General features: G+C 71.0%; 16 protein-coding genes. 13 read left to right on the top strand and 3 right to left on the bottom strand.

Features of this window, described 5'->3' with window-relative positions; translation table 11 throughout:
- Window positions 1–90 precede the first annotated feature (90 nt).
- From pglW to AC0VYN_RS03600, 5 genes are read left to right on the top strand one after another with little or no spacing between them, the layout of a single operon-like run.
- Window positions 91–4,512: a BREX system serine/threonine kinase PglW gene (gene pglW, locus AC0VYN_RS03620; RefSeq protein WP_475534740.1), complete on the top strand. Its 4,422-nt coding sequence runs from the start codon at window positions 91–93 to the stop codon at window positions 4,510–4,512.
- Between the two features lie 34 nt (window positions 4,513–4,546).
- Window positions 4,547–5,260: an AAA family ATPase gene (locus AC0VYN_RS03615; RefSeq protein ID WP_475534739.1), complete on the top strand. Its 714-nt coding sequence runs from the start codon at window positions 4,547–4,549 to the stop codon at window positions 5,258–5,260.
- Window positions 5,172–6,155, top strand: a complete 984-nt coding sequence (locus tag AC0VYN_RS03610) for an NB-ARC domain-containing protein (RefSeq protein WP_475534738.1) — start codon at window positions 5,172–5,174, stop codon at window positions 6,153–6,155. Before AC0VYN_RS03615 ends, AC0VYN_RS03610 begins: the two co-directional genes overlap by 89 nt.
- Complete coding sequence (locus AC0VYN_RS03605; protein WP_475534737.1) at window positions 6,115–7,110, top strand: hypothetical protein; 996 nt, start codon at window positions 6,115–6,117, stop codon at window positions 7,108–7,110. The genes AC0VYN_RS03610 and AC0VYN_RS03605 overlap by 41 nt, the downstream gene beginning before the upstream one ends.
- Window positions 7,025–7,876, top strand: coding sequence for a tetratricopeptide repeat protein (locus AC0VYN_RS03600; RefSeq protein ID WP_475534736.1), 852 nt, complete (start codon window positions 7,025–7,027; stop codon window positions 7,874–7,876). Before AC0VYN_RS03605 ends, AC0VYN_RS03600 begins: the two co-directional genes overlap by 86 nt.
- A 209-nt stretch (window positions 7,877–8,085) precedes the next feature.
- Here the strand turns inward: AC0VYN_RS03600 and AC0VYN_RS03595 are convergent, their stop codons facing one another.
- Window positions 8,086–8,508, bottom strand: a complete 423-nt coding sequence (locus AC0VYN_RS03595) for a DUF2690 domain-containing protein (RefSeq protein WP_475534735.1) — start codon at window positions 8,506–8,508, stop codon at window positions 8,086–8,088.
- Window positions 8,509–8,948: 440 nt separating this feature from the next.
- Between AC0VYN_RS03595 and AC0VYN_RS03590 the strand changes: the two genes are divergently transcribed.
- Both AC0VYN_RS03590 and pglX read left to right on the top strand, forming a co-directional pair.
- Entirely contained in the window at window positions 8,949–9,338 is a 390-nt protein-coding gene (locus AC0VYN_RS03590) for a hypothetical protein (RefSeq protein WP_475534734.1), read from the top strand.
- Window positions 9,265–12,675 (top strand): BREX-2 system adenine-specific DNA-methyltransferase PglX, encoded by a 3,411-nt coding sequence (gene pglX, locus AC0VYN_RS03585; protein WP_475534733.1) that lies wholly within the window; start codon window positions 9,265–9,267, stop codon window positions 12,673–12,675. The genes AC0VYN_RS03590 and pglX overlap by 74 nt, the downstream gene beginning before the upstream one ends.
- Window positions 12,676–12,750: 75 nt before the next feature.
- On the opposite strand, the gene AC0VYN_RS03580 is transcribed toward pglX, so the two are convergent.
- Both AC0VYN_RS03580 and AC0VYN_RS03575 read right to left on the bottom strand, forming a co-directional pair.
- The gene (locus AC0VYN_RS03580; RefSeq protein WP_475534732.1) at window positions 12,751–12,951 is read right to left on the bottom strand and encodes a DUF397 domain-containing protein; all 201 of its coding nucleotides are present in this window, start codon (window positions 12,949–12,951) and stop codon (window positions 12,751–12,753) included.
- Window positions 12,948–13,799, bottom strand: coding sequence for a helix-turn-helix domain-containing protein (locus AC0VYN_RS03575; RefSeq protein ID WP_475534731.1), 852 nt, complete (start codon window positions 13,797–13,799; stop codon window positions 12,948–12,950). The genes AC0VYN_RS03580 and AC0VYN_RS03575 overlap by 4 nt, the downstream gene beginning before the upstream one ends.
- Window positions 13,800–14,185: 386 nt before the next feature.
- Between AC0VYN_RS03575 and AC0VYN_RS03570 the strand changes: the two genes are divergently transcribed.
- From AC0VYN_RS03570 to AC0VYN_RS03545, 6 genes are all read left to right on the top strand, one after another.
- Window positions 14,186–14,953: a BRCT domain-containing protein gene (locus AC0VYN_RS03570; RefSeq protein ID WP_475534730.1), complete on the top strand. Its 768-nt coding sequence runs from the start codon at window positions 14,186–14,188 to the stop codon at window positions 14,951–14,953.
- A 351-nt stretch (window positions 14,954–15,304) separates the two neighbouring features.
- Window positions 15,305–16,237 carry a hypothetical protein gene (locus tag AC0VYN_RS03565; RefSeq protein ID WP_475534729.1) on the top strand — a complete coding sequence of 311 codons (933 nt, stop codon included), beginning with the start codon at window positions 15,305–15,307 and terminating at the stop codon, window positions 16,235–16,237.
- A 115-nt stretch (window positions 16,238–16,352) separates the two neighbouring features.
- On the top strand, window positions 16,353–17,129 hold the full coding sequence (locus AC0VYN_RS03560) for a hypothetical protein (protein ID WP_475534728.1): 777 nt from the start codon (window positions 16,353–16,355) through the stop codon (window positions 17,127–17,129).
- A 109-nt stretch (window positions 17,130–17,238) separates the two neighbouring features.
- Complete coding sequence (locus AC0VYN_RS03555; protein WP_475534727.1) at window positions 17,239–17,868, top strand: ATP-binding protein; 630 nt, start codon at window positions 17,239–17,241, stop codon at window positions 17,866–17,868.
- The gene (locus AC0VYN_RS03550) at window positions 17,820–19,244 is read left to right on the top strand and encodes an AAA family ATPase (RefSeq protein ID WP_475534726.1); all 1,425 of its coding nucleotides are present in this window, start codon (window positions 17,820–17,822) and stop codon (window positions 19,242–19,244) included. Before AC0VYN_RS03555 ends, AC0VYN_RS03550 begins: the two co-directional genes overlap by 49 nt.
- The gene (locus AC0VYN_RS03545; RefSeq protein ID WP_475534725.1) at window positions 19,241–19,879 is read left to right on the top strand and encodes a hypothetical protein; all 639 of its coding nucleotides are present in this window, start codon (window positions 19,241–19,243) and stop codon (window positions 19,877–19,879) included. Before AC0VYN_RS03550 ends, AC0VYN_RS03545 begins: the two co-directional genes overlap by 4 nt.
- Window positions 19,880–20,019 lie beyond the last annotated feature (140 nt).

Here is a 20,019-nt window from a genome sequence, read left to right as displayed (position 1 = left end):
GACTAGGATTCTGCACCTGTCAGTCAGGGGAGGATCACCACGCCGCAGCGTGTACGGGCCCTCCCGCCCGTTGTCCACCGGAGGTGCTCGGTGTCCGCTGCCCCGAAGCCGACCGCTCCCGCACCCCGCGAGCGCTGGTTCCAGCCACGGCGGTCGGGCTTCCGGTGGGAGCAGGAGGGGCTGGACCACCTCCGTGGGCTGATGCCGGGGACCGAGCCCTACCGGGCATGGGCGACGTTCCAGTTCACCGGGGCATCCGGGCGGATCAACGAATGCGACGTGCTGATCGCGGTCCCCGGCGGCATCTACCTCCTGGAGCTCAAGGGGCACCCGGGCCGGGTCGTGAACCACGGCGACACCTGGCAGTTCCACGGTGACGACCGGGTGCGTACGCTGCGCAATCCGCTGCATCTGACCGACCTCAAGGCGAAGGAACTGAAGGGACAGCTGGAGCGGGCCGCACGCACGCTGGGGATGGACCCCCGTCAGATCCCCTTCATCAAGCCGGCCGTCTTTCTGCACGACCCGGGTCTGGTGAGCGGCCTCGACGAGTTCCAGCGCACCTCCGTCTACGGCCGCAACGACGGTGCGAGCGGACTGCCGAAGGTCTGGGACGACCTGCTCGGCCGCCCCCCGGAGCGGGAGAGCTGGCGCATCACGCCGGTGATCGGCCAGCGCCTCGAACAGCTGATGCAGCGGATCGGCATCAGCCACTCCACCGCCCACCTGCGGTTCGGCGGCGACTGGAAGCTCCAGCCGCGCGCGCTCGACGCCGGCCCCGGCTGGGAGGACCGGCTGGCGGTACGGGACGACGGGCTGGTGCAGGAGAGCGGCCGGGTCCGTATATACCTGGCCGGTCAGGCCGCCTCCGCGGAGCAGCGGGCGAAGGTGGACCGCGCGGCCCGCCGTGAGTACCAGGTGCTCCAGGGGATCAACCACCGGGGCATCGTGCAGGCGGCGCAGATCCGCGAGCACCAGGGCGGTCCGGCGATCCTCTTCCGGCACCGCGAGTCCGATCTGCGGCTCGACGCCTATCTCGACGCGTACGGCGGCCGGCTCACTCCGGCGGTGCGGCTCGACCTGGTGCGCCAGCTCGCCGAAGCGGTCCGCTACGCGCACCACCGCTCCCTGTACCACCGGGCGCTCGCCGCTCGTTCCGTCTACGTGTCGGCCCGGGAGGACGGCAGCGAGCCGGTGCTGCGCATCGCCGACTGGCAGACCGCCGCCCGCGACTTCGAGACGACGCTGCACCGCTCACTGGGCGACACCCCGCTCGACGCCGGCCTGATCGCCGACACGGCACAGGTGTATCTGGCACCGGAGACGGACCAGGAGTTCGCCGACCCCGGCGATCTGGACGTGTTCGGCCTGGGCTCCCTCGCCTACCTCCTCCTCACGGGCCGCCCGCCCGCGGACCGGCGCAGCGCACTGCTGGAACGGCTGCAGAGCGACGGCGGGCTGCATCCCTACGCGGTCACCGACTCCGTCTCGTCGGCCCTGGACGCGCTCGTCTTCCGCGCGACGACGGCGGACGTACGGGACCGGCTCGCCTCCGTCGACGAGTTCCTGGAGCTGCTGGCCGCCGCGGAGGCCGACGCGGCGGCACCGCAGCCGTCCGCGGGATGGCCGGCCGATCCGCTGACCGTGCAGCCGGAGCAGCCGCTGGGTGACGGCTGGGCCGTGGCCCGGGTCCTCGGTACGGGCGCCACCGCCCGCGCCCTGCTGGTGCGCCGGTCTCTGCCGGAGGGTGAGGAGGAGCTCCGCGTCTTCAAGGTCGCCCTGGACCGGGAGAAGGACGCCCACCTGTACGCGGAGGCGAAGGCGCTCAAGGAGGTCGGCGGCGGCCGGATCGTGAAGCTGCTCGCCGAGCCGAGGGAGCTGGCGGGCCACACGGTCCTGGAGATCGAGTACGCGGGCGGCTACCGCGGCGCGGACGACCGGACGCCGGTGAGCCTGGGGGCGCGCCTCCGCGACCAGGGCCCTTTGGGTTACGACCAGTTGGAGCGGTTCGGCAACGACCTGTTCCAGGCGCTGGACGCGCTGGCGGCCCGCGGGGTGCGCCACCGGGACGTCAAGCCGGACAACCTCGGCCTGTTCAAGCGCAGTGACGGCTCCTGGCAGTTGATGCTGTTCGACTTCTCCCTGGCCGACGCCCCGGACCAGGACGTGCACGCCGGCACCCGCGGTTATCTCGATCCGTTCCTCGGCGGAGCCGGCCGGTCCCGGTACGACGATCACGCCGAGTGGTACGCCGCGGCCGTCACGCTGCACGAGATGGCGTCGGGTGAGCGCCCGGTGTGGGGTGACGGCCAGAGCGACCCCCGCATGGCCGCCGACGCCGCTCCGCATGTCGCCGCCGAGCTGTTCCCGCAGGCGCTCAGCGAGGGACTGAAGGGATTCTTCGAGCGGGCCCTGCACCGGGACGTGGAGCAGCGTTTCGACTCGTTGCGGCAGTTGCAGGAGGCGTGGCGCCAGGTCTTCCGGACCGCCGACGCCGCCCACCCGGCGACCACTCCGGCCACCGTCGGGCTGAGCGCGGAGGACCTGGAGGACGTCCGCGAGCAGGCCGCGGAGGCCGCGACGCTGAGGACCCCGCTCGCGGCGGCCGGGCTGTCCCCGCGTGCCGTCTCGGTCGCCGAGGGGTTGAAGGCGCACACGGTCGAGCAGCTCCTCGACATCCCACCGCACCTCATCTCCCGGGCCCGGGGCGCGGGCAACGCGATCCGCAAGGAGCTGAACCGCCGTCACCGCCAGTGGACACAGGCATTGCGCCGCCGGCCCGCGCCGAAGCGGCCGGCCGCCCTGGAGCCGGACGCTCCCGAGGAGGCGCTGGAGTCGGTCGACACCCTGGCCGCCCGGCTCACGCCGCCGGAGGGCAAGCGCCGGACCCGGCCGCGTCCCGACGTGGTCCGGGCGACGCTCCAGCTGCCCGGCGTACTGGAGGCCGGTGAGGCGCTGGAGCCGTGGCCGGCGCAGAGCCTGATCGCGAAGGCGCTGGGCATCAGCCAGCCGACGGTCTCGCAGAACCAGCAGGTGGCCGTCGATCAGTGGGCGGCGATGCCGTGGCTCGGCAGGGTGCGCGACGAAGTGGTGGCCATACTCACCGAGCGGGACCGGGCGTCCACGGCGGAGGAGCTGGCGGCAGAGCTGCGGGCGCGGCACGGTTCGGGGGCCGGTGCTCCCGCCGTGTCCCTGGCCAGGGCGCTGGCCGTGGTGCGTGCGGCGGTCGAGGCGGAGATCCGCAAGCGGGACGACGACCCGGCGGGGTCCGCCTCCGGTGAGCCGGCCGAGGCGCCCGCGCGGCTGGCCGTGCAGCGGCGTGGTGGCCGGGTCGTCGTCGCGCTGGAGGACCAGCCGGGCTCCGACGATCCGACCCCCGCCGAACTCGCCGACTACGCGGCGGCGTTGGGCGAGACGGCCGCCGATCTGGCCCGCCGGGAGCCGCTGCCGGGCCGGGCCACGGTGCTGCGTGAGCTGCGCGCCGTCGCGGCTCCGGACGGCATGGCGCCGCTCGCCGACACCCGGCTGGTGGAGCTGGCCGCGGCGATGGCGGGCGGGGTGGCGTTCTCGCCGCGTCTGGAGCTGTTTCCGCTGGATCTGGGGCTTTCCCGTGCTCTGCGCATCTCGCAGGCCGCGGCAGGGGTCCGGCCGGAGAGCGGCATCCCGCTCGAGGACCTGCTGTCCCGGGTGCGGGCACGATTCCCCGGTCTGACCGTGCTGGACGAGACGACGTACGTCGAGCTGTCCGAGGCACTGGCCGAGGCGGGTTTCCCGCTGGACTGGGATCCGGAGCGGCGGCGCTTCCTCCCGAGGGCCGAGGAGGGCCGCGCCGGCCGGTCGGCCCTGTCGTCCTCTGTGCTGACCAGCACCGGCTCCCTCTACGCGGCCGCCCAGGGACGCATCGCCGAGGGCCGCGATCCCCGTGAGGTGCTGTCCGCACGGCTCGCGGAGTCCCGTCGCCTCGGCGGCTTCCTCGCGCTCACTCTCAAGGGCCCCGATCTGCCGGGCGTCGCCGAAGCGCTGACCGCCCGGTACGACACGGCGGCGGTGTCGCTGGGCGCGGTGTTCCTGGAGGCGCTGCGGAAGCTGGCCGAGGAGCAGTCGGTGCGCTGGCAGGCGCTGCTGAAGGCGGACGCGAAGTTCACGGCGACGGGCACGCTGGGCGCGGCGCTCGCCTCGTACACGCGGCTGGCGGCGGAGCGGGTACGGCAGCGGGTGGTGGAGGCCGCGGAGGGTGCGGGCCCGCGCTCGGTGGTGCTGCTGCACGAGGCCGGTCTGATCGCCCGCTACTGGGACGCCGGCGGCCGTGAGCTGCTGGCCGGTCTCCAGCAGGCGGCCCGCCGCCCGGCGGACGTCCCGCACGGCCTGTGGCTGCTGCTGCCGACGGAGGACCCGCGCGCGACGCCCGCGCTGGACGGGCGGACGGTGGAGGTGGTGGACCGGGCCACCGAGTGGGAGGTGCTGGACGGGCTGTTCCTCAAGGACCTCCGGTCGGCTTCGGCGCGGCCCTGACCCCGGCGGCGTCGGCAGGAACGGCCCGTTCGAGGTGCCGCTGAACGCGGAGTCCGCCGGTACGCAGGCGCTGGTGGAATACGCGTTCACGCGGGAAGGGATGGCCCGCCGCGGTGGCACCCTGGTCGTGGACGAGTTGGGCAGCAGCCTGCACCCGCGGCCCAGCGCCTTCCTCTTCGGCCTCTTCGAGGACCCCGAACGCAACCCGCATGGGGCCCAGTTGCTGTTCACCAGCCATGACGTGAGCCTGCTGGGCCGCAGAGCCGGCGAGGACATCCTGAAGCGGAGCCAGATCTGGTTCATGGCGAAGAACGAGTTCGGGGAGAAGCTCGCTGTATCCGCTGTCCGACTTCCGGCCGCGCCAGGACGAGAACCGGGAACGGCGCTATCCGAACGGAAGCTACGGCGCGGTGCCCATGGTCGACGACACGTTCACTCTGGCGATCGCCAGGCGGGGGGAGACGGGTGGCGAGGGATCCGAAGCAGGACGGCCGGAGGAATCCACGGCGTGAGTCCAGTCTGCGCCGCAGGCCTGCTTACCGGGACGCGCTACCGACGATCCTGGTGGTGTGCGGGGCCAGTAACGGAGAACCGGCATACGCGGGCTCGTGATCGTGGCATCATCGGCTCGCGCCACGTTGGCTTCTCGGGGGAAATCCATGGCGGATCAGGTCAGTTCGCGTCGCCCGTCGTACTGGGCCACCGGCGCCCTCTGCGGCTCCGTGGCCGCGTTGAGTGCGACCGGTGACATCATCTTCGGCGTCTTCGACAGGCCGACCGCCATCGCCGTGGGAGGCGGGACGGCGGTGCTGATCGGGGCCCTCGCCTGGTACCACTCGGCGCGCTCCCGGCCCGGGGCGGTCGCACAGCCGGCAGCACGCGGCGTGATACGGCATGAACTGCCGTCGACCGCGCCGTGGGTGGGCCGCCGGACGCTGCTCGACGGCCTGCTCGCCACGCTCCGGGACGTCCCTGCGCCGAGGGGCGGGACCCTGTCCGTCGATCCCTCGCACAGTCAGTCGAAGATCGTCGCCGTCCACGGTGCGCCCGGCACGGGGAAGACGACGCTCGCCCTCAACGCGGCCCACCGGGTGAAGGGCGACTACCCCGACGGCCAGTTGTACCTCGCGCTGCGGGGTGACGGCGACGAGCCCACGACGAGTGCGGACGCCCTGGAGGAGCTGCTGCGGAGGCTCGGTGTCGCACGTGAGGACATTCCCGCCCGCGTCGCGGACCGGGCCGCGCGTCTGCGGACGCTGACCAACGACCTGCGCCTGCTGATCGTGCTCGACAACGCGCACAACGCCACACAGGTGCGCCCCCTGCTGCCGGTGGGGGCGGGGTGCGCGGTGCTGATCACGACCCGCAGGGCGCTGTCCGTCGGGGACGTGGCCCGTCCCCCCGTGCATGTCTCCCTGCCGAACGAGGACGACGCGTTGAGTGTCCTCGCGCACTGGGCCGGTGAGGAGCGCGTCGCCGCCGATCTCGCCACCGCCCTCCGGATCACGCGGTTCTGCGGCAGGCTCCCGCTGGCCCTGCACATCGTCGGCTCGAAGCTCAGGAACCGGCCGGACCTGAGTCTGGCCCGGATGCAGGAGCGCCTTGAGGACGAGCGGGAGCGCCTGCGGGAGCTTCTCCCGTGACGACAGCGGCCTGGAGGCCTGTCTGGGTTTCAGCCACCGGGAGCTGGCGGAGCCCACGCGGGCGGCCTTCGGTGCGATCGCCTCGTTACCGGCAGGGCGGCTCACCGACTGGCACTTCGCGTCCGTCCTCCAGAGCCGGGGATCGGCGGTCGCGGCCTGCGACGAGCTGGTCGAGGTCAGTCTGATGGAGGCCCGGGGCGACGGGGAGGCGGACCCCGGTTACCGCGTCCACGACCTGATCCGGGTCTACGCGGCCGAGCAGTACGACCGGCTGCCGCCGGACGACCGGCGGCGGCTGGAGGCCCGCCTGGTGCGGGCGTTCCGGGACGCCGTCGTCCACCTCGCCGCACAGCGCGCTCCGGAGCTCGCGACGGAGGTGTCCGCGGAGCGGGTCGGCGGCCTGGACCGGTCGTCGGCCGCCGCCTGGGTCTCGGGCGAACAGGAGCGTCTGGAGTGGGCCATCGGCCAGGGGCGGAGTCTCGGCATGGAGGCGGAGGCGGCCGAGATCGGCGAGGCCCTGTCGTACTTCCTCAACGACGTCACCCTGCGGTCCGGTGCCGCGGACTGGCTGTTCAGCGCGCCGCCCGGGACCAGGCCGCGGGTGCGGCGCAGTCTGCGGCGGGCCCGCGCGACGGCAGCGCTGACCGAGGGCTCGCCGGACACGGCACTGGCGCTGCTGGCGGCCGACGGCACGGAGGACGGGGACGCGCCGGACGCGGTGGAGAGGGCCAGGGACGAGATGGTCGTCGCCGCCGCATACGCGGCGAAGCACGACTTCCGGGACGCCCTGCGGCACATGACCGCGGCGGTGGACCGGTTGCGGACGGCCGGTGACGCCTGGCACGTGCTGAACTCCCTCGAGAGGCTGGGTGAGTTCCAGAGGTGGCGGGGGAAGCCGGAAGCTCGCGGAGCGGAGCCAGCGGGAGGCGCTGCGGCTGGCCGAGCGGGCCGGTGACCTCCGGGCGTGCGCCCGGCTGCGGCGGACGCTCGCGGAGACCCTCGGCTACCTGCGCCGGCCGGAGGAGGCGGCGCCGCTGCTGGAGGCGGCGATCCACGACTTCCGTGTGCTGAACGACCGCAACTGGGAGGGCGCCTCCCTCTACGCCCTCGGGAAGATCTACCGTCTCCTCGGCCGCCGCGACGAGGCGCTCGACTGCTACCGGCGGGCGGAGGCGATCTTCGGGCCGATGGGCGAACGGCACTGGGTCGGGCGGGTCGCCAACGCCAGGATCCGCGTCCTGGCGGGCCTGGGCGACCTGGACGCGGCCCGCGGGACGGCCGGGACGGCGATCGGGATCTTCGAGCAGGTCGGCGACGAGATGTGGGTGGCCCACACCCAGCGGGACGTCGGCTGGCTGCACCTGAGGGCAGGCAGGCCCGCGGAGGCTCTGGGACCGCTCACTCATGCCGTCGAGGTGACCGAACGCGCCGGTGACGCCTACGCCAACGCCATGGCCCGTCATCTGCGCGGGGTCGCCCACCGCGAGCTCGGCCACCACGCGGAGGCGCACGCCGACTTCGACGCCGCCCTCGAGGTCTACCGGTCGGGGGACTACGCGTGGAACGAGGCGGCGGTGGTCCACGACGTCGTCCGTGCCCTGCGGGCGGAGGGCCGGTCCGAGGAGGCCGCCGCCCTGGAGACCGGCACCGCCGCGGCCAACCCGTTCTTCACGGGAATGCGCGGGCGGAACGGCGCCGAGGCCGTCCCGGACGAGGACTGACGGCCTTCCGTCGTCCTGTCATCCGTTCTTCCGTAGTCCGGCCTTGCGTCGTCCGGCCGGGCGCCGCGCGTCCGTGGTGTCCCCCGGACGTTCCCGGGGCCGGCGCGTCCGGCCCGCGTGGCACGTCGTGGCGGGCCGGGAGCCGTGCCCCGGCCCGTCGGGTCAGCCCGGCGCGGAAGCTTCGGCGCCGTCCGTGGCCGGTTCCGCCGTCAGAACCACTTCGTGCAGGTCCAGGAACCGCCGGCGCCGTCGTACTGCTCGACACAGGCCCGGTAGGCGTGGCTGTTCCACACCATGGCGGTGTACGCCGGATAGTTGGGCGAGGCGTGCTCCGTGTACGGGGAGCGGTTCTTGATCTCGAGCTTGAAGCGCCAGTTGCTGTTGGCCTTCTGGATACGGGCCCAGGCGGCGCTGCAGGACGGTGAGACCCGCAGCTCGACCGCCGGGCCGCCGCCGGCCGGCGAAACCGTGCTGCCCTTGAGCGTGTAGGCGTCGGCGCCGCAGCCCGTCGCCTGCGGGTTCTTGCCCGTGCAGCCGGAGCCCTTGCAGCTGGCGGCCTGTGCCGTCCCCATGGGCAGCAGCGCGGTCAGGGCCACGGCCGCCGTGACGGTACCCAGCGTCTTCTTGAGCATGGTGTCCTCCCCGGGAGTCACCGACTCCCGTGATCTGTGACGGTGTCGGTCAGAAGGTACATATCGACACTCCCGGCCGACGCGCACGCCACAGCCGGTGGGTGACGCCGCGGCGGCCGTCCTCACTGGTAGCGCGCGGATGCATCGTTCCTGCGGCGCGGGAGTCCGCCGCCCCCATTCGGGGCAACGGCGGTCACGCGGGATTGACCAGGACCGACCTCGCCCCTTTCGGGGGTCTCCGATCCTCCGCCTTGCGCGATCAACCCTGTGAGCAGCGTGGATGCCGGATCGCGCCGGTGAACGGTTCACTGTGCACCGATCTGCCTGAGGCCGGTGCGGCCGGGCTGGCAGGATGGGACGGCGGGCCTTGGGGGGTTCGCCGGGAAATGAGTGCGTCCGCGGTGATCGCGGGGCCGGCTAGCGGGATGTGAGGTGCGGCTGTGACGGAGACGGCTGAGGAGCGGCAGGGGGCGGGGGCCTCGCTGGACCGGGCACGGCTGCTGAAGGATCTCCAGGCGCAGGCGCGCGTCCTGGAGGACGATCTCCGGGCGCGGACCGACAGCGAGCCCGAGTTCCGGGACGCCCTGCGCCGGGAGTACGAGAAGGCCGTCGCGGCGGAGCGTACGGCCGCCATGTACGAGACGTGGCGGGACGAGCGGGTCGTGCAGATCGCCGCCGCGTGGGTGCTGGCGTGCGTGTTCGTGCGGTTCAGCGAGGACAACGGGCTGATCCCGGACGCGTGGCTGTCCGGCCCCGGTGACCGGCTGGCGGAGGCGCAGGACCGGGCACGACGACTTCTTCCGGCGGAACCCGTCACTGAACGACCGTGACTGGCTGCTGGCGTCCTTCGAGGCGCTGGCGAAGTCCCACCGGACGGTGGCGGGGCTGTTCGACCCGGCCCACAACCCGTTGTTCGAGGTCCTGCCGTCGTACGAGGCGGCCACGGCTCTGCTGGCGTTCTGGCGGCAGCGGGGCGCAGACGGCGAGGTCGTGCACGACTTCACCGACGGTCAGCTGAACACCCGTTTCCTCGGCGATCTGTACCAGGACCTGTCGGAGCACGCCCGGAAGACGTACGCGCTGCTCCAGACGCCGGTGTTCGTGGAGGAGTTCATCCTCGACCTGACGCTGGAACCGGCGGTGGAGGAGTTCGGCCTCACGCCGGCGTGGAAGCACCGGCCCAGTGGGTGGGACGGGGAGGTCTTCGCGGATGGTCCCGGTGGGGAGGAGGTCGTGCGGGGGCTGCGGTGCATCGACCCCGCGTGCGGGTCCGGGCACTTCCTGCTGGGGATGTTCGAGCGGCTGCTGGGCAAGTGGCGGGAGGCCGAGCCGGGGACCGAGGCGTGGGTACTGGTGCGGCGGGCGCTGGAGTCCGTCCACGGGGCCGACAAGAACCCGTTCGCTGTGGCGATCGCGCGGTTCCGGTTGCTGGTGGCTGCGCTGAAGGCGTGTGGGGTGCGGGAGTTGAGTGCGGCTCCTGAGCTGCCTATTCGGGTGGCTGTGGCGGACTCGTTGCTGCATGGGCGGGGTGCGGAGACGGTCACTGAGGCGCTCGACACGCTGTTTGCGGAAAACGAGCAGTTCTATTACCGCACGGAGGATGTGGAGGGGTTCGCCCGGGAGGTGGATCTGCTCGGGCGGGGGTCGTATCACGTGGTGGTGGGAAATCCGCCGTACATCACCGTCAAAGACGCGAACGAGAACAAGAACTACAAGGCCGCGTATGACGCTTGCTATCGGCAGTATGCGTTGTCGGTGCCGTTTGCTCAGCGGATCTTTGAATTGGCGGTTCGGGCGGGAGGTGACCATCGAGATGGAGGGTTCACCGGGCAGATTACGGCAAACTCCTTCATGAAGCGGGAGTTCGGGAAGAAGCTGATCGAGTGGTTCTTCCCGAAGGTTCAGCTGACGCATGTGATTGATACGTCCGGGGCCTATATTCCGGGACATGGGACGCCGACGGTGATTCTGGCGGGGCGTAATCAAATGCCCCGGCAAAGTGAACCCGTGCGGGCTGTTCTGGGTGTGAGAGGGGAGCCTAGTCAGCCCGACGAACCGGAGAAGGGCTTGGTATGGCAGGCTACCGTCACCCAAGTCAACGCCCCAGGAACAGAGTCTGACTGGGTATCTGTCGAGAACATCACCCGGACACGCTTCTCGAAGCATCCTTGGTCACTCAGCGGCGGCGGCGCTTCTGACGTTATGCTGAAGCTGGCCACCGCCACAAACACCGTCAAGGACCATGTCTTCCGGATTGGGTTCTATGGGGACAGTCACGCTGACGAGGCCTTCACTCTTCCAACTTCTGGGCCGCTGGCTCGCCGAGCCGAAAACCTTAAAGCAGAGGTAAGCCATCGAGGCGACCAAACTCGCGACTGGGCATTCTCTGAATACGATCTTGCCGTACACCCATATGACGATAAGGGTGATCTCCTGTCAGAGGAAACCCTCGGGGACGTTTTCGTCAAACATTTCTGGCCCTGGCGCACCGAGCTTTGGATGCGAGGGACTTTCGGTGGCTCAACATATCGGGCAGACGGGCGCAAGTGGTGGGAGTGGCATCAACACCCCAAGGACGAGGAAGCCGGACGAGCAGCTATCGCCTTTGCATTCGTAGCCACGCACAACCATTTCGTGTTGGATCGGGGCGGGAAGGTTTTCAACCGCTCGGCACCCGTGATTAAGCTGCCGGAGGGGGCCAGCGAGGAGCGGCATCTGGAGTTGTTGGGGGTGTTGAACTCCTCCGCTGCGTGTTTCTGGCTCAAGCAGGTGAGCCAGGGCAAGGGCGGGAGCGGCCTCGGGCGTGGCCTACAGGATGAGGCGTGGGAGGAGCGGTACGAGTTCACCGGTACCAAGCTCCAAGAGTTTCCGCTCACCCAACACCTCCCCCTTGCCCTTGGCCGGGAGCTGGACGCACTCGCGCAGGAGATGGCACGGCACGAGCCCTCTGTTTTGGCTCGCGACGCCGTTCCTACCCGGGAAGCGCTTGACGAGGCACGCAAGGCCCAGGAGCGCGTCCGGGCGCGGATGATCCTTTTGCAGGAGGAGCTGGACTGGACTGTCTACGGGGCCTACGGACTCCTTGCCGCTGACGAGGTCGCCCGGACCACCACCGGCGAGGGCGGCGTGCCCGAAGTTGTCCTTGGGCAGCGCGCCTTCGAGATCGTGCTTGCGCGAGGCGACGCCAAGACGGCCTGGTTCGAGCGGCACGGGTCCACCCCTTACACCGAGATCCCCGCCGACTGGCCCGAGGCGTACCGCAAGGTTGTGCAGGCGCGGATCGATCTCATCAAGGCGAACAAGGACATCCGGCTCATCGAGCGACCGGAGTACAAGCGGCGCTGGTCCACCGAGCCCTGGGAGAAGCGCGAAGCCGCTGCCCTGCGCAGCTGGCTGCTTGATGCTGCCGAGCGGGAGGACCTGTGGTTCGAGGAGCGGGACGGGTTCACCGTGCCTCGGCCGCACACCGTCAACCAGCTTGCCGATGAGCTGCGGCACGACCAGGACGTGCAGGACGTTGCCGCGCTCTACGCCGCCGATCACCTCGGTAAGAGGGACGCTTCCCTCGCCACCGTGCTCGCCGCCGTTATCGAGGCCGAGCACGTGCCCTACCTCGCCGCCCTCCGTTACAAGGACTCCGGGCTGCGCAAGCGGGCGCAGTGGGAGCAGGTCTGGGAGCAGCAGCGGGAGGAGGACCGGACCGGGCAGCGGCTCGACATCAAGGTGCCGCCGAAGTACACGAGCGCGGACTTCCTCAAGCACTCCTACTGGTCGAACCGCGGCAAGCTCGACGTGCCCAAGGAGCGGTTCATCTCCTACCCCGGGGCCTCCCCCGAGGCCGACGGCTCCCTGCTCCTCGGCTGGGCCGGCTGGAACCACCGTGACCAGGCCGACGCCCTCGTCGGGCTGATCCGCAGCCGCGTCGAGACCGGCGGCTGGACCAAGGACGACCCCCGTTTCGTACCGCTCCTCGCCGGTCTGCGCGAGGTGCTGCCCTGGGTGCACCAGTGGTACGGCGAGTACGACGAGGAGTGGGAGGGCAACCCCGCCGAGGAGTTCCAGGCCGCCCTCGACACCGGCCGTGCGGAGCGCGAGCTGTCCGAGGCCGATCTCGTCAACTGGCGTCCCGAGAAGAAGACGCGCGGGCGGCCGAAGAAGAGCGAGTGAGCAGAGCAGTGCCCTTCGGGCATGAGTAAGGGGCGGTGGGGAGCACAAAAGGTCCCCCACCGCCCCTCGTTCGTATCAGACGCCTGCGGCCATCCGTACGAACGCCGTCCACTGGTCAGACGGCACATTGAGGACCGCCACGTCCGGGCACTTGGAGTCGCGGATCAGTACGGCCGTACCGGCGTCCGCGACCTCGACACACTGCCCACCATCACCAGCGCTGTAACTGCTCTTCACCCAGGTCAACTGTGCTGCCTGATCGTCGTTGGCGTTCACAACTCTCCCAAGAGCTTCTCGATCCAGGCCAGCGACTCCCTGGGGGTCATCGCTTGCGCCCGCAGGACTCCGTACGTGGACTCGAACCCCTGGACCTTCGCTGGCGCCGTATGCAGGGCGCTGTTGCTCTGCACCTCCGTATAGGCCATCCTCCGTTGTTGCCGCGTGAGGATCAACGTGAAGGGCCCAGCGACTCCAGCGTGTTCGTCGCGTCCGGTCGGCATCACCTGTAGTTCTACGTTGCGTTCGTGTCCCACGAGCAACAGGTGCTCCAACTGGGCTCGCATAACCTCAGCGCCCCCAAGGGGCCTACGCAGGACGGTCTCCTCGATCACGAAGCTCAGCAGCGGCTTGGGGCGCCGCGCCAGCAACTTGTGCCGGTCCAAACGTGCCGACACCCGTTGCTCGATGGTCTCCGTGTCCAACAGCGGCCGCCACATGCTGAAAACCGCACGTGCGTACTCCTCACATTGCAACAAGCCATTTACGACATGGGCGTCGTAGGCATGCAGCTCGGCAGCATCGGCCTCCAAGGCCGCGAACTCGCGGAAGAACGACGGATACCGAGCCTTCGCCGCCTCCCCCTTCATGGCCACCAACAGCCCCCGCCCGCCCACCTCCCGGTCCACCGCGTCCACCAGCTCCGGACGAGGAATCCGCCGCCCCTGCTCCACCGCTGCGATCTGCGCCTCGCCGTACCCGACCCGCTCCCCCAACTGCGCCTGCGTCAGCCCCGCGGCCTCCCGCAGCAGCTTCATCTGGCGGCCGAAGCAGCGCAGGAACTCCCCGTTGGAATCGGCACCCGCGCCGCCCTCCACGCCCGCACCCGAGTCCGCGCCCGACTCCATCGCACCCGCCCCCTCAGCACACCCGTCCACCGGTCACCCGTGCTCGCACCGTAGGACGCCCCCTGCGTCAACCATGGTGAGACCGAAACAAGTTGCGCCGGAAGAGTGAAAGAGCAGGTCATCCCGCTCGCGTCGTCGCGCGCCAGCCGGGTCCCGTGGCCGAGCGGGGCGTACATGACGCCGGTGCGCAGCAATAGGCCGACTACGCCGCTCTTGACCCGGGCACTCGGAGATGGGGGCGGAGGTGATTCCTCGGGACTTTCCCCCCTCCTCCGCACCACCCGAAGTACTGTGCATAACAGGGGATGTTCTGACCCGTCGGGAGGTTGACGAGAGTGTCCGCGCGGTGCACTGGCTGGATACACGAACTCCGAGGACAGACCGTCATGTTCACCGGCAAAACCCGGGTGGACGGTGAATGGGTTGTCCGTAAGAACTGCTTCTCTCGTGTGCAGACATTAGGAGCTGTCTGCCAGAACAGTTTCTCCAGGAAGGTGACCCTCGTCGTCCATGGAGAGTTAACAGGCAACGTCAAGGATGCGGAGCGGGAGCTGAGCAGAAAACTGCTGACAGTCATCGAATCGCGACGAGCAGGTCGGCACATACACGTGGTCGACAACGCCGGCTACTCGGACCTTCTGTTCGGAGCTCCGGCCCGGTGCCGAGACCTCAAGATGCAGGGCGAGCACGTGACCGTTATGCCCGAGATCGGGGAAGGGTTCCTCGGCGGCCCGTTCGACAGGCTCCGTCTGCGCACTCGGGGCATCAACCGGCTGGAGGCCGGCGTGCTGGGTCGGGGCACGCCACGGCACGAGAAGCTGCTGTCACGCCTCGTCGAGCGGGTCACCGGCCGAGCAGCGCTCGACGTTCGGTCTCCAACGCGACGGGGACCACAGTTCGACCTCGGCTGGGTCAGCGAACGGACCGCGTACGGCGCGTGGGTCGCCACTCCCGAGCAATCAGGCGCCGAAGAGGCGAAGCGCCTCGCAGAGGCCGTCGAGTACGTCGGCAGGTCGGCCCCGTCTGTTGCCCGGCACGGCCAGGTCCAGCGAGTAGTGGTACTCGAGGATGCCGTAGACCTGAGCTCCGGGTTGCGGGAGAAGGCCCGAGCGTCCGGCCTTCTGATCGGGAAAGTCAAGGACGTCCCTCGGTGAGACGGGGACCGAACGGCATGTGACGGCCCGACGCGGAGAACCCGGCTCCGCTCCCCGCCGGTCCTTCCAGAAAGCCCGTAGACGCCGTGCTCCGCACCACGGCCGCCTCCTGCTCGTCGCCCGTACGCGGTGATCGACACGGGCGGGTGACGGGCCGCATCAGCAGGGCGATCGCCTTCACGCTAAAGCCTTCTTCACTCAATGCGTTCATCCGCGCACACTGCGTGCGGTAGCGTCGCCTCGACATCACGTCTTCCACGTGCCATTCCGGGCACGGAACGAAGGCGACCCCCGCGGCCGGTTGCACCCGTCCGCGAGGGCCTTGAACCACCAGTGGAAAGCGACTCCACCGTGATTTACCGGCACCATACCCCGCCCCCGCGCGCCTTCACGCAGTTCTCGCACGACCTCATTCGGCACCCCAGGCTGTCCTCCGACGCCGTACGCCTCCTGACCTGGCAGCTCTCCCTCCCCGACGGAGCGCGCGAGCCCCTGTCGCGCACCGCCGAGCGTGCCCGTATCGGCGCGTGCGCCTTCACGCGGGCCAAGCGGCAGCTCAAGGAGGAGGGGTTCGTCCACGAACGGCGGCTCCAGGGGCCCGGCGGTCACTGGATCACCCAACAGCTCGTCTCCAACGTGCCGTTGAGCGCCGCCGAGGCCGCCAAGATCCTCGCCCGGATGCCCGTACGCGTACCCGACGCCTCCGCGTCGTCCCAGCTCGCACCGAGTGCCCGCGTTCCGGCCGTCGGTGACCCGACCCCTCCGCCAACCGACGGTCATCCAAGAAAAGACGCTGGGGAAAACACCTCCCACCATCCCGCCGAGCCGGAGCGGAGGCCGGACCCGGAACCCGCCTCGGAGGCAGCCGAGGCCCCCGAAGCCGCCCGCGCCCTCGTCGCCGCCCTCCCCCACCTCTCCCCCGACCTCCGCCGCATTCCCCGGGGCATGTACGACGAGTTGGCCCGCCTCGTCTCCCGCTGGCTCGCGGCAGGCCACACCCCCGCCGCCGTCCGCACCCACATCCTGCGCGGCCTCCCCGACGACGGCACCCCCGTCCACCGCCCCGGCGGCCTCCTGCGCCACCTGCTCCGCGACGTGCCACCCGCGCCGGACCCCGACACCACCCCGGCCGCCGAACACCCCGCCCCCGCACGCCCGTCCAGCCGCCTCTCCGCCCTCCGCGAATGCGAGGGCTCCCACGTCCAGGCAACCCTCTTCCGCCCGTCCGGCGACGAAACCCAGTGCGGCCGCTGCCTCAGCTCACCCACCGGTCAACGGGTCTGACGGGGCCTGGAGCGGACACGGACGGTTACAGGAAACGCGCCGCGAAATCAGGTTCGCCCAAGTCCGGTTGCCACGGGGAGCCCGCGGTGACGCCGCGCCTGGCAGGATGCGCGCCATGGCATCGCGAGAGGACAGCGACGAGGCGTACGTGGTCGGCCTGTGCAATCGGGTCCTCGGCGAAGAGGCCCTGACGCAGCACAAGTTCGACTGGCTGCTGGGCGACCCGGGGGCAGGGGGCCGTCAGGTCAGGCTGCCGGTCGACGCGTACTGGCCCGGACACCGGCTGGTGGTCGAGTACCGGGAGCTCCAGCACGACCAGCCGGTGCCCCACTTCGACAAGCCGGACCGGCTCACCGTGAGCGGCGTCCACCGGGGCGAGCAGCGGGCCCTGTACGACGCCCGCCGCGACACCGAGATCCCCGCCCACGGACTGCGGCTGGTCGTGGTCCGTCCGGCCGACCTGGACGCGGACGGGCGCGGGCGGCTGCGGCGCAGCGAGCAGGCCGACCTGGCGGCGCTGCGGAAGATCCTGGCCCGGAAGAGCGACGAGGACCGGGTCACCGACGTCTTCCGCACCTGGCTGCTCGCCGAGGGCTGGACGCCGGTCGAGCCCACGGACCGCTGGACCGACCTGGAAGCGGTGCGCGGCGAGGAGCGGCTGATCTGCGAGGCCAAGGGCCGCACCAAGGAAAAGGGCATCGACGCGGACATCGCCTACGGCCAGCTGCTCCGCCGCATGACGAGCCAGGACACCCGCATACGGTACGTACTCGCCGTGCCGTCCTCGTCCGTCAAAGCCGTCGAGCGTGTTCCGGCGCACATCCGCGAGCTGCTGCGGATCGACGTGTACGAAGTGACGGACGACAACGGGGTGCGCCCGCTGCCCGCGTGAGCGGCCTCGCCCCGACAGGCCCGACACCGTTGCCCGCCGCCCCGACAGAGCACCGCCGTGGGGGCGGCGCTCCTGGTGAACAAGACTGTGGGCGCGGGATCGTCGGTGCATGACCACTTCCCCCCGCCAGGAGCGGCGGTCCGCGCTGCCGCTCCCGCTCGCCGATCAGACGGTGCTCTCGTTCCGCTTCACCCCGTCCCCGCGCGGCGCCCGTCTGGCCCGCCGGCTCGCCTGCTGCCAGATGGACGCCTGGGGCCGGCACCACGGCACCCCGGCGCACGACGCCGTCGAGCTGATCACGGCCGAACTGGCCAACAACGCCGTGACCCACGGGCGGGTGCCCGGCCGGGACGCCGAACTGCGGCTGACGGCCGACCGCGACAACGGGCTCGTACGGGTGGAGGTGAGCGACACCCGCGGGGAGCACGGACCGCGCGTGGGCGTCGGCGATCCCGGGGCGGAAGGGGGCCGGGGCCTGCTGCTGGTGGCCGCCCTCGCCGACGCCTGGGGAGTCGGCGGACGGACCGGCGGGCCCGGCAAGACGGTGTGGGCCGTGGTCGGCGTCCCGACGGGCACCACACCCCTGGACGGCCTGCCCGCGGCCCCATCGGGGGACCCGCGCGGGACATATGCTGCTGACGAGGCCGACCCGGCCGGAACGGAGACCGGGCGGACCGCCTGGGAGGACGGATGCTCACACGGCTCGAGGTCGACGGATTCAAGAACCTGCTGGGACTGACGGTCGAACTGGGCCCGTTCACCTGTATCGCGGGGGAGAACGGCACGGGCAAGTCCAACGTGTTCGACGCCATCCAGTTCCTCAGCCTGCTCGCCGACCGGTCGCTGATGGAGGCCGCCCAGGAGGTCCGCGGCACCCACGGCGAGCGGCACGGCGACGCGCGGGACCTCTTCTGGAACGGCTACGACCGCGGGATGCACCGGATGCGGTTCGCGGCGGAGATGCTGGTTCCGGCGGAGCCCGTGGAGGACGACTTCGGACGGCCGGCCACACCGACGACGTCCTTCCTGCGCTACGAACTGGAGCTCGGCTACCACCCGCCCCAGGGCGCGGAGAAGATCGGCAGGCTGTCGCTGCTGCACGAGAGCCTGCGGCACATCAAGCAGGGCGACGCGCGGGCCCGGCTGCGCTTCCCCCACTCCAAAGCGCGATTCCGGGACGCGGTGGTCACCGGTCGGCGCTCAGGCGTCTCCTACATCTCCACCACGGTGGAGGGCACCGAATCCGTGATCCGCATCCACCAGGACGGAGGCAGCCGCGGCCAGCCGCGGCCCGCGGCGGCGTCCCGGGCCCGGGCCACCGTCGTGTCGACCGTCAACACCAGCGACGACCCGACCATCCTCGCGGTTCGCCGGGAGATGCAGTCATGGCGACGGCTCGCCCTGGAGCCGTCGGCGCTGCGCAGCTCCGACGGTTACACCGATTCCCGGTCGATGGGACCGAACGGGCTGCACCTGCCGGGCACGCTGTTCCGCATCGCGCTGCACGGCTCGCCGGACGATCCCGACCAGGTCTACTCACGGGTGGCCGGCCGGCTGTCGGACCTGTCCGGCCTCCAGGTGCGCACGCTCGACGTGCAGGAGGACGACGTACGGGAGCTGCTGACCATCCGGCTGCACGAGATCAGCGGCATGGTGCTGCCCGCCCGCAGTCTGTCCGAGGGGACCCTGCGCTTCCTCGCGCTGTGCGTGCTGCTGGAGGACCCCGAGATCCGCGGGCTGGTGTGCATGGAGGAACCGGAGAACGGCATCCACCCGGCCAACCTCTCGGCGATGGTGGACCTCGTGCGGGACCTCGCGGTCGACCCCCAGGAGACCCCCGGCGACGACAACCCGTTCCGTCAGGTGCTCATCAACACCCACTCGCCGGGAGTCGTCCAGCTCGTGGACTCGCAGGACCTGCTGTTCGCCGACACCTCCGCCCACCGGACCCAAAGCGGCCAGGTGACCCGGCGGCTGAGGCTGCGCCCCCTGGCCGGGACCTGGCGGGCGGCCGACCGGGACGGGGACTTCGTCACCAAGCTCGACATCCTCCCCTACCTGGAGGCGCCGCCGGACGCCCAGCTCACCTTCGACCTGGACGGACGTGCCGCATGACCGTGCGCGTCCTGTTCCTGAGCGAGGGCACCAGCGACCAGGGTCTGGTGAGCCACGTGGAGGGGATCGCGGCCGACCTGGGGGTGGCGGTCACGGTGAGCGCGCCGGACCTGCGCTGGCTGCGGTCCCACGTCGGACAGTCCGTCCCGGACAAGCTCCGCACCACCCGGGAGTCGGGAGGCACGTACGACCTCGCGGTCGTCCAACGCGACGCGGACCGCGGGTCGCCCGACCTCCGCAGGACGGAGATCGCGGAAGCCGTCGACGAGGCCTGGCCCGAGCTGGCGCACGTTCCCGTCGTGCCGGTGCGCATGCTCGAGGCATGGCTCCTCCTCGACGAACAGGCCATCCGGGAGGTCGCCGGCAACCCCCGCGGACGCATCCCGCTCGACCTGCCGAAGGCGACGGCCGTGGAACGCGTCGCCGATCCGAAGCAGCGGCTCAAGGACACCCTCGCGAAGGCCGGCGGCTGCAAGGGGCGGCGCCTCGCGGAACTGCAGCAGCGCTTCCCCCGGAACCGGCACCGGCTGCTCGACCTGCTCGACCGTGACGGGCCGGTCGCCGAGGTGCCGTCGTGGCAGGCGTTCGTGTCGGACCTGTCCGGTGCCCTGAAGGCCGCCGCCCCCGGAGTGTGAACGGTCCGTGACCGCCCGGTCCCGCGCCCGGGCCGGAGCTGGCAGGATTGGGGAGGAATGTGCGAGGGGCACGGCCGAGCCGTGTGAGCCTCGTCGGGTGGCCCGGCCCCCCGCAAGGAGCGGCCGGACGGATGCGGTGG

It is taken from the genome of Streptomyces sp. 63XJN7_1_ISO-PGPR-S23-121, assembly GCF_056173025.1.
This window is presented reverse-complemented; position numbering and strand designations above follow the sequence as displayed.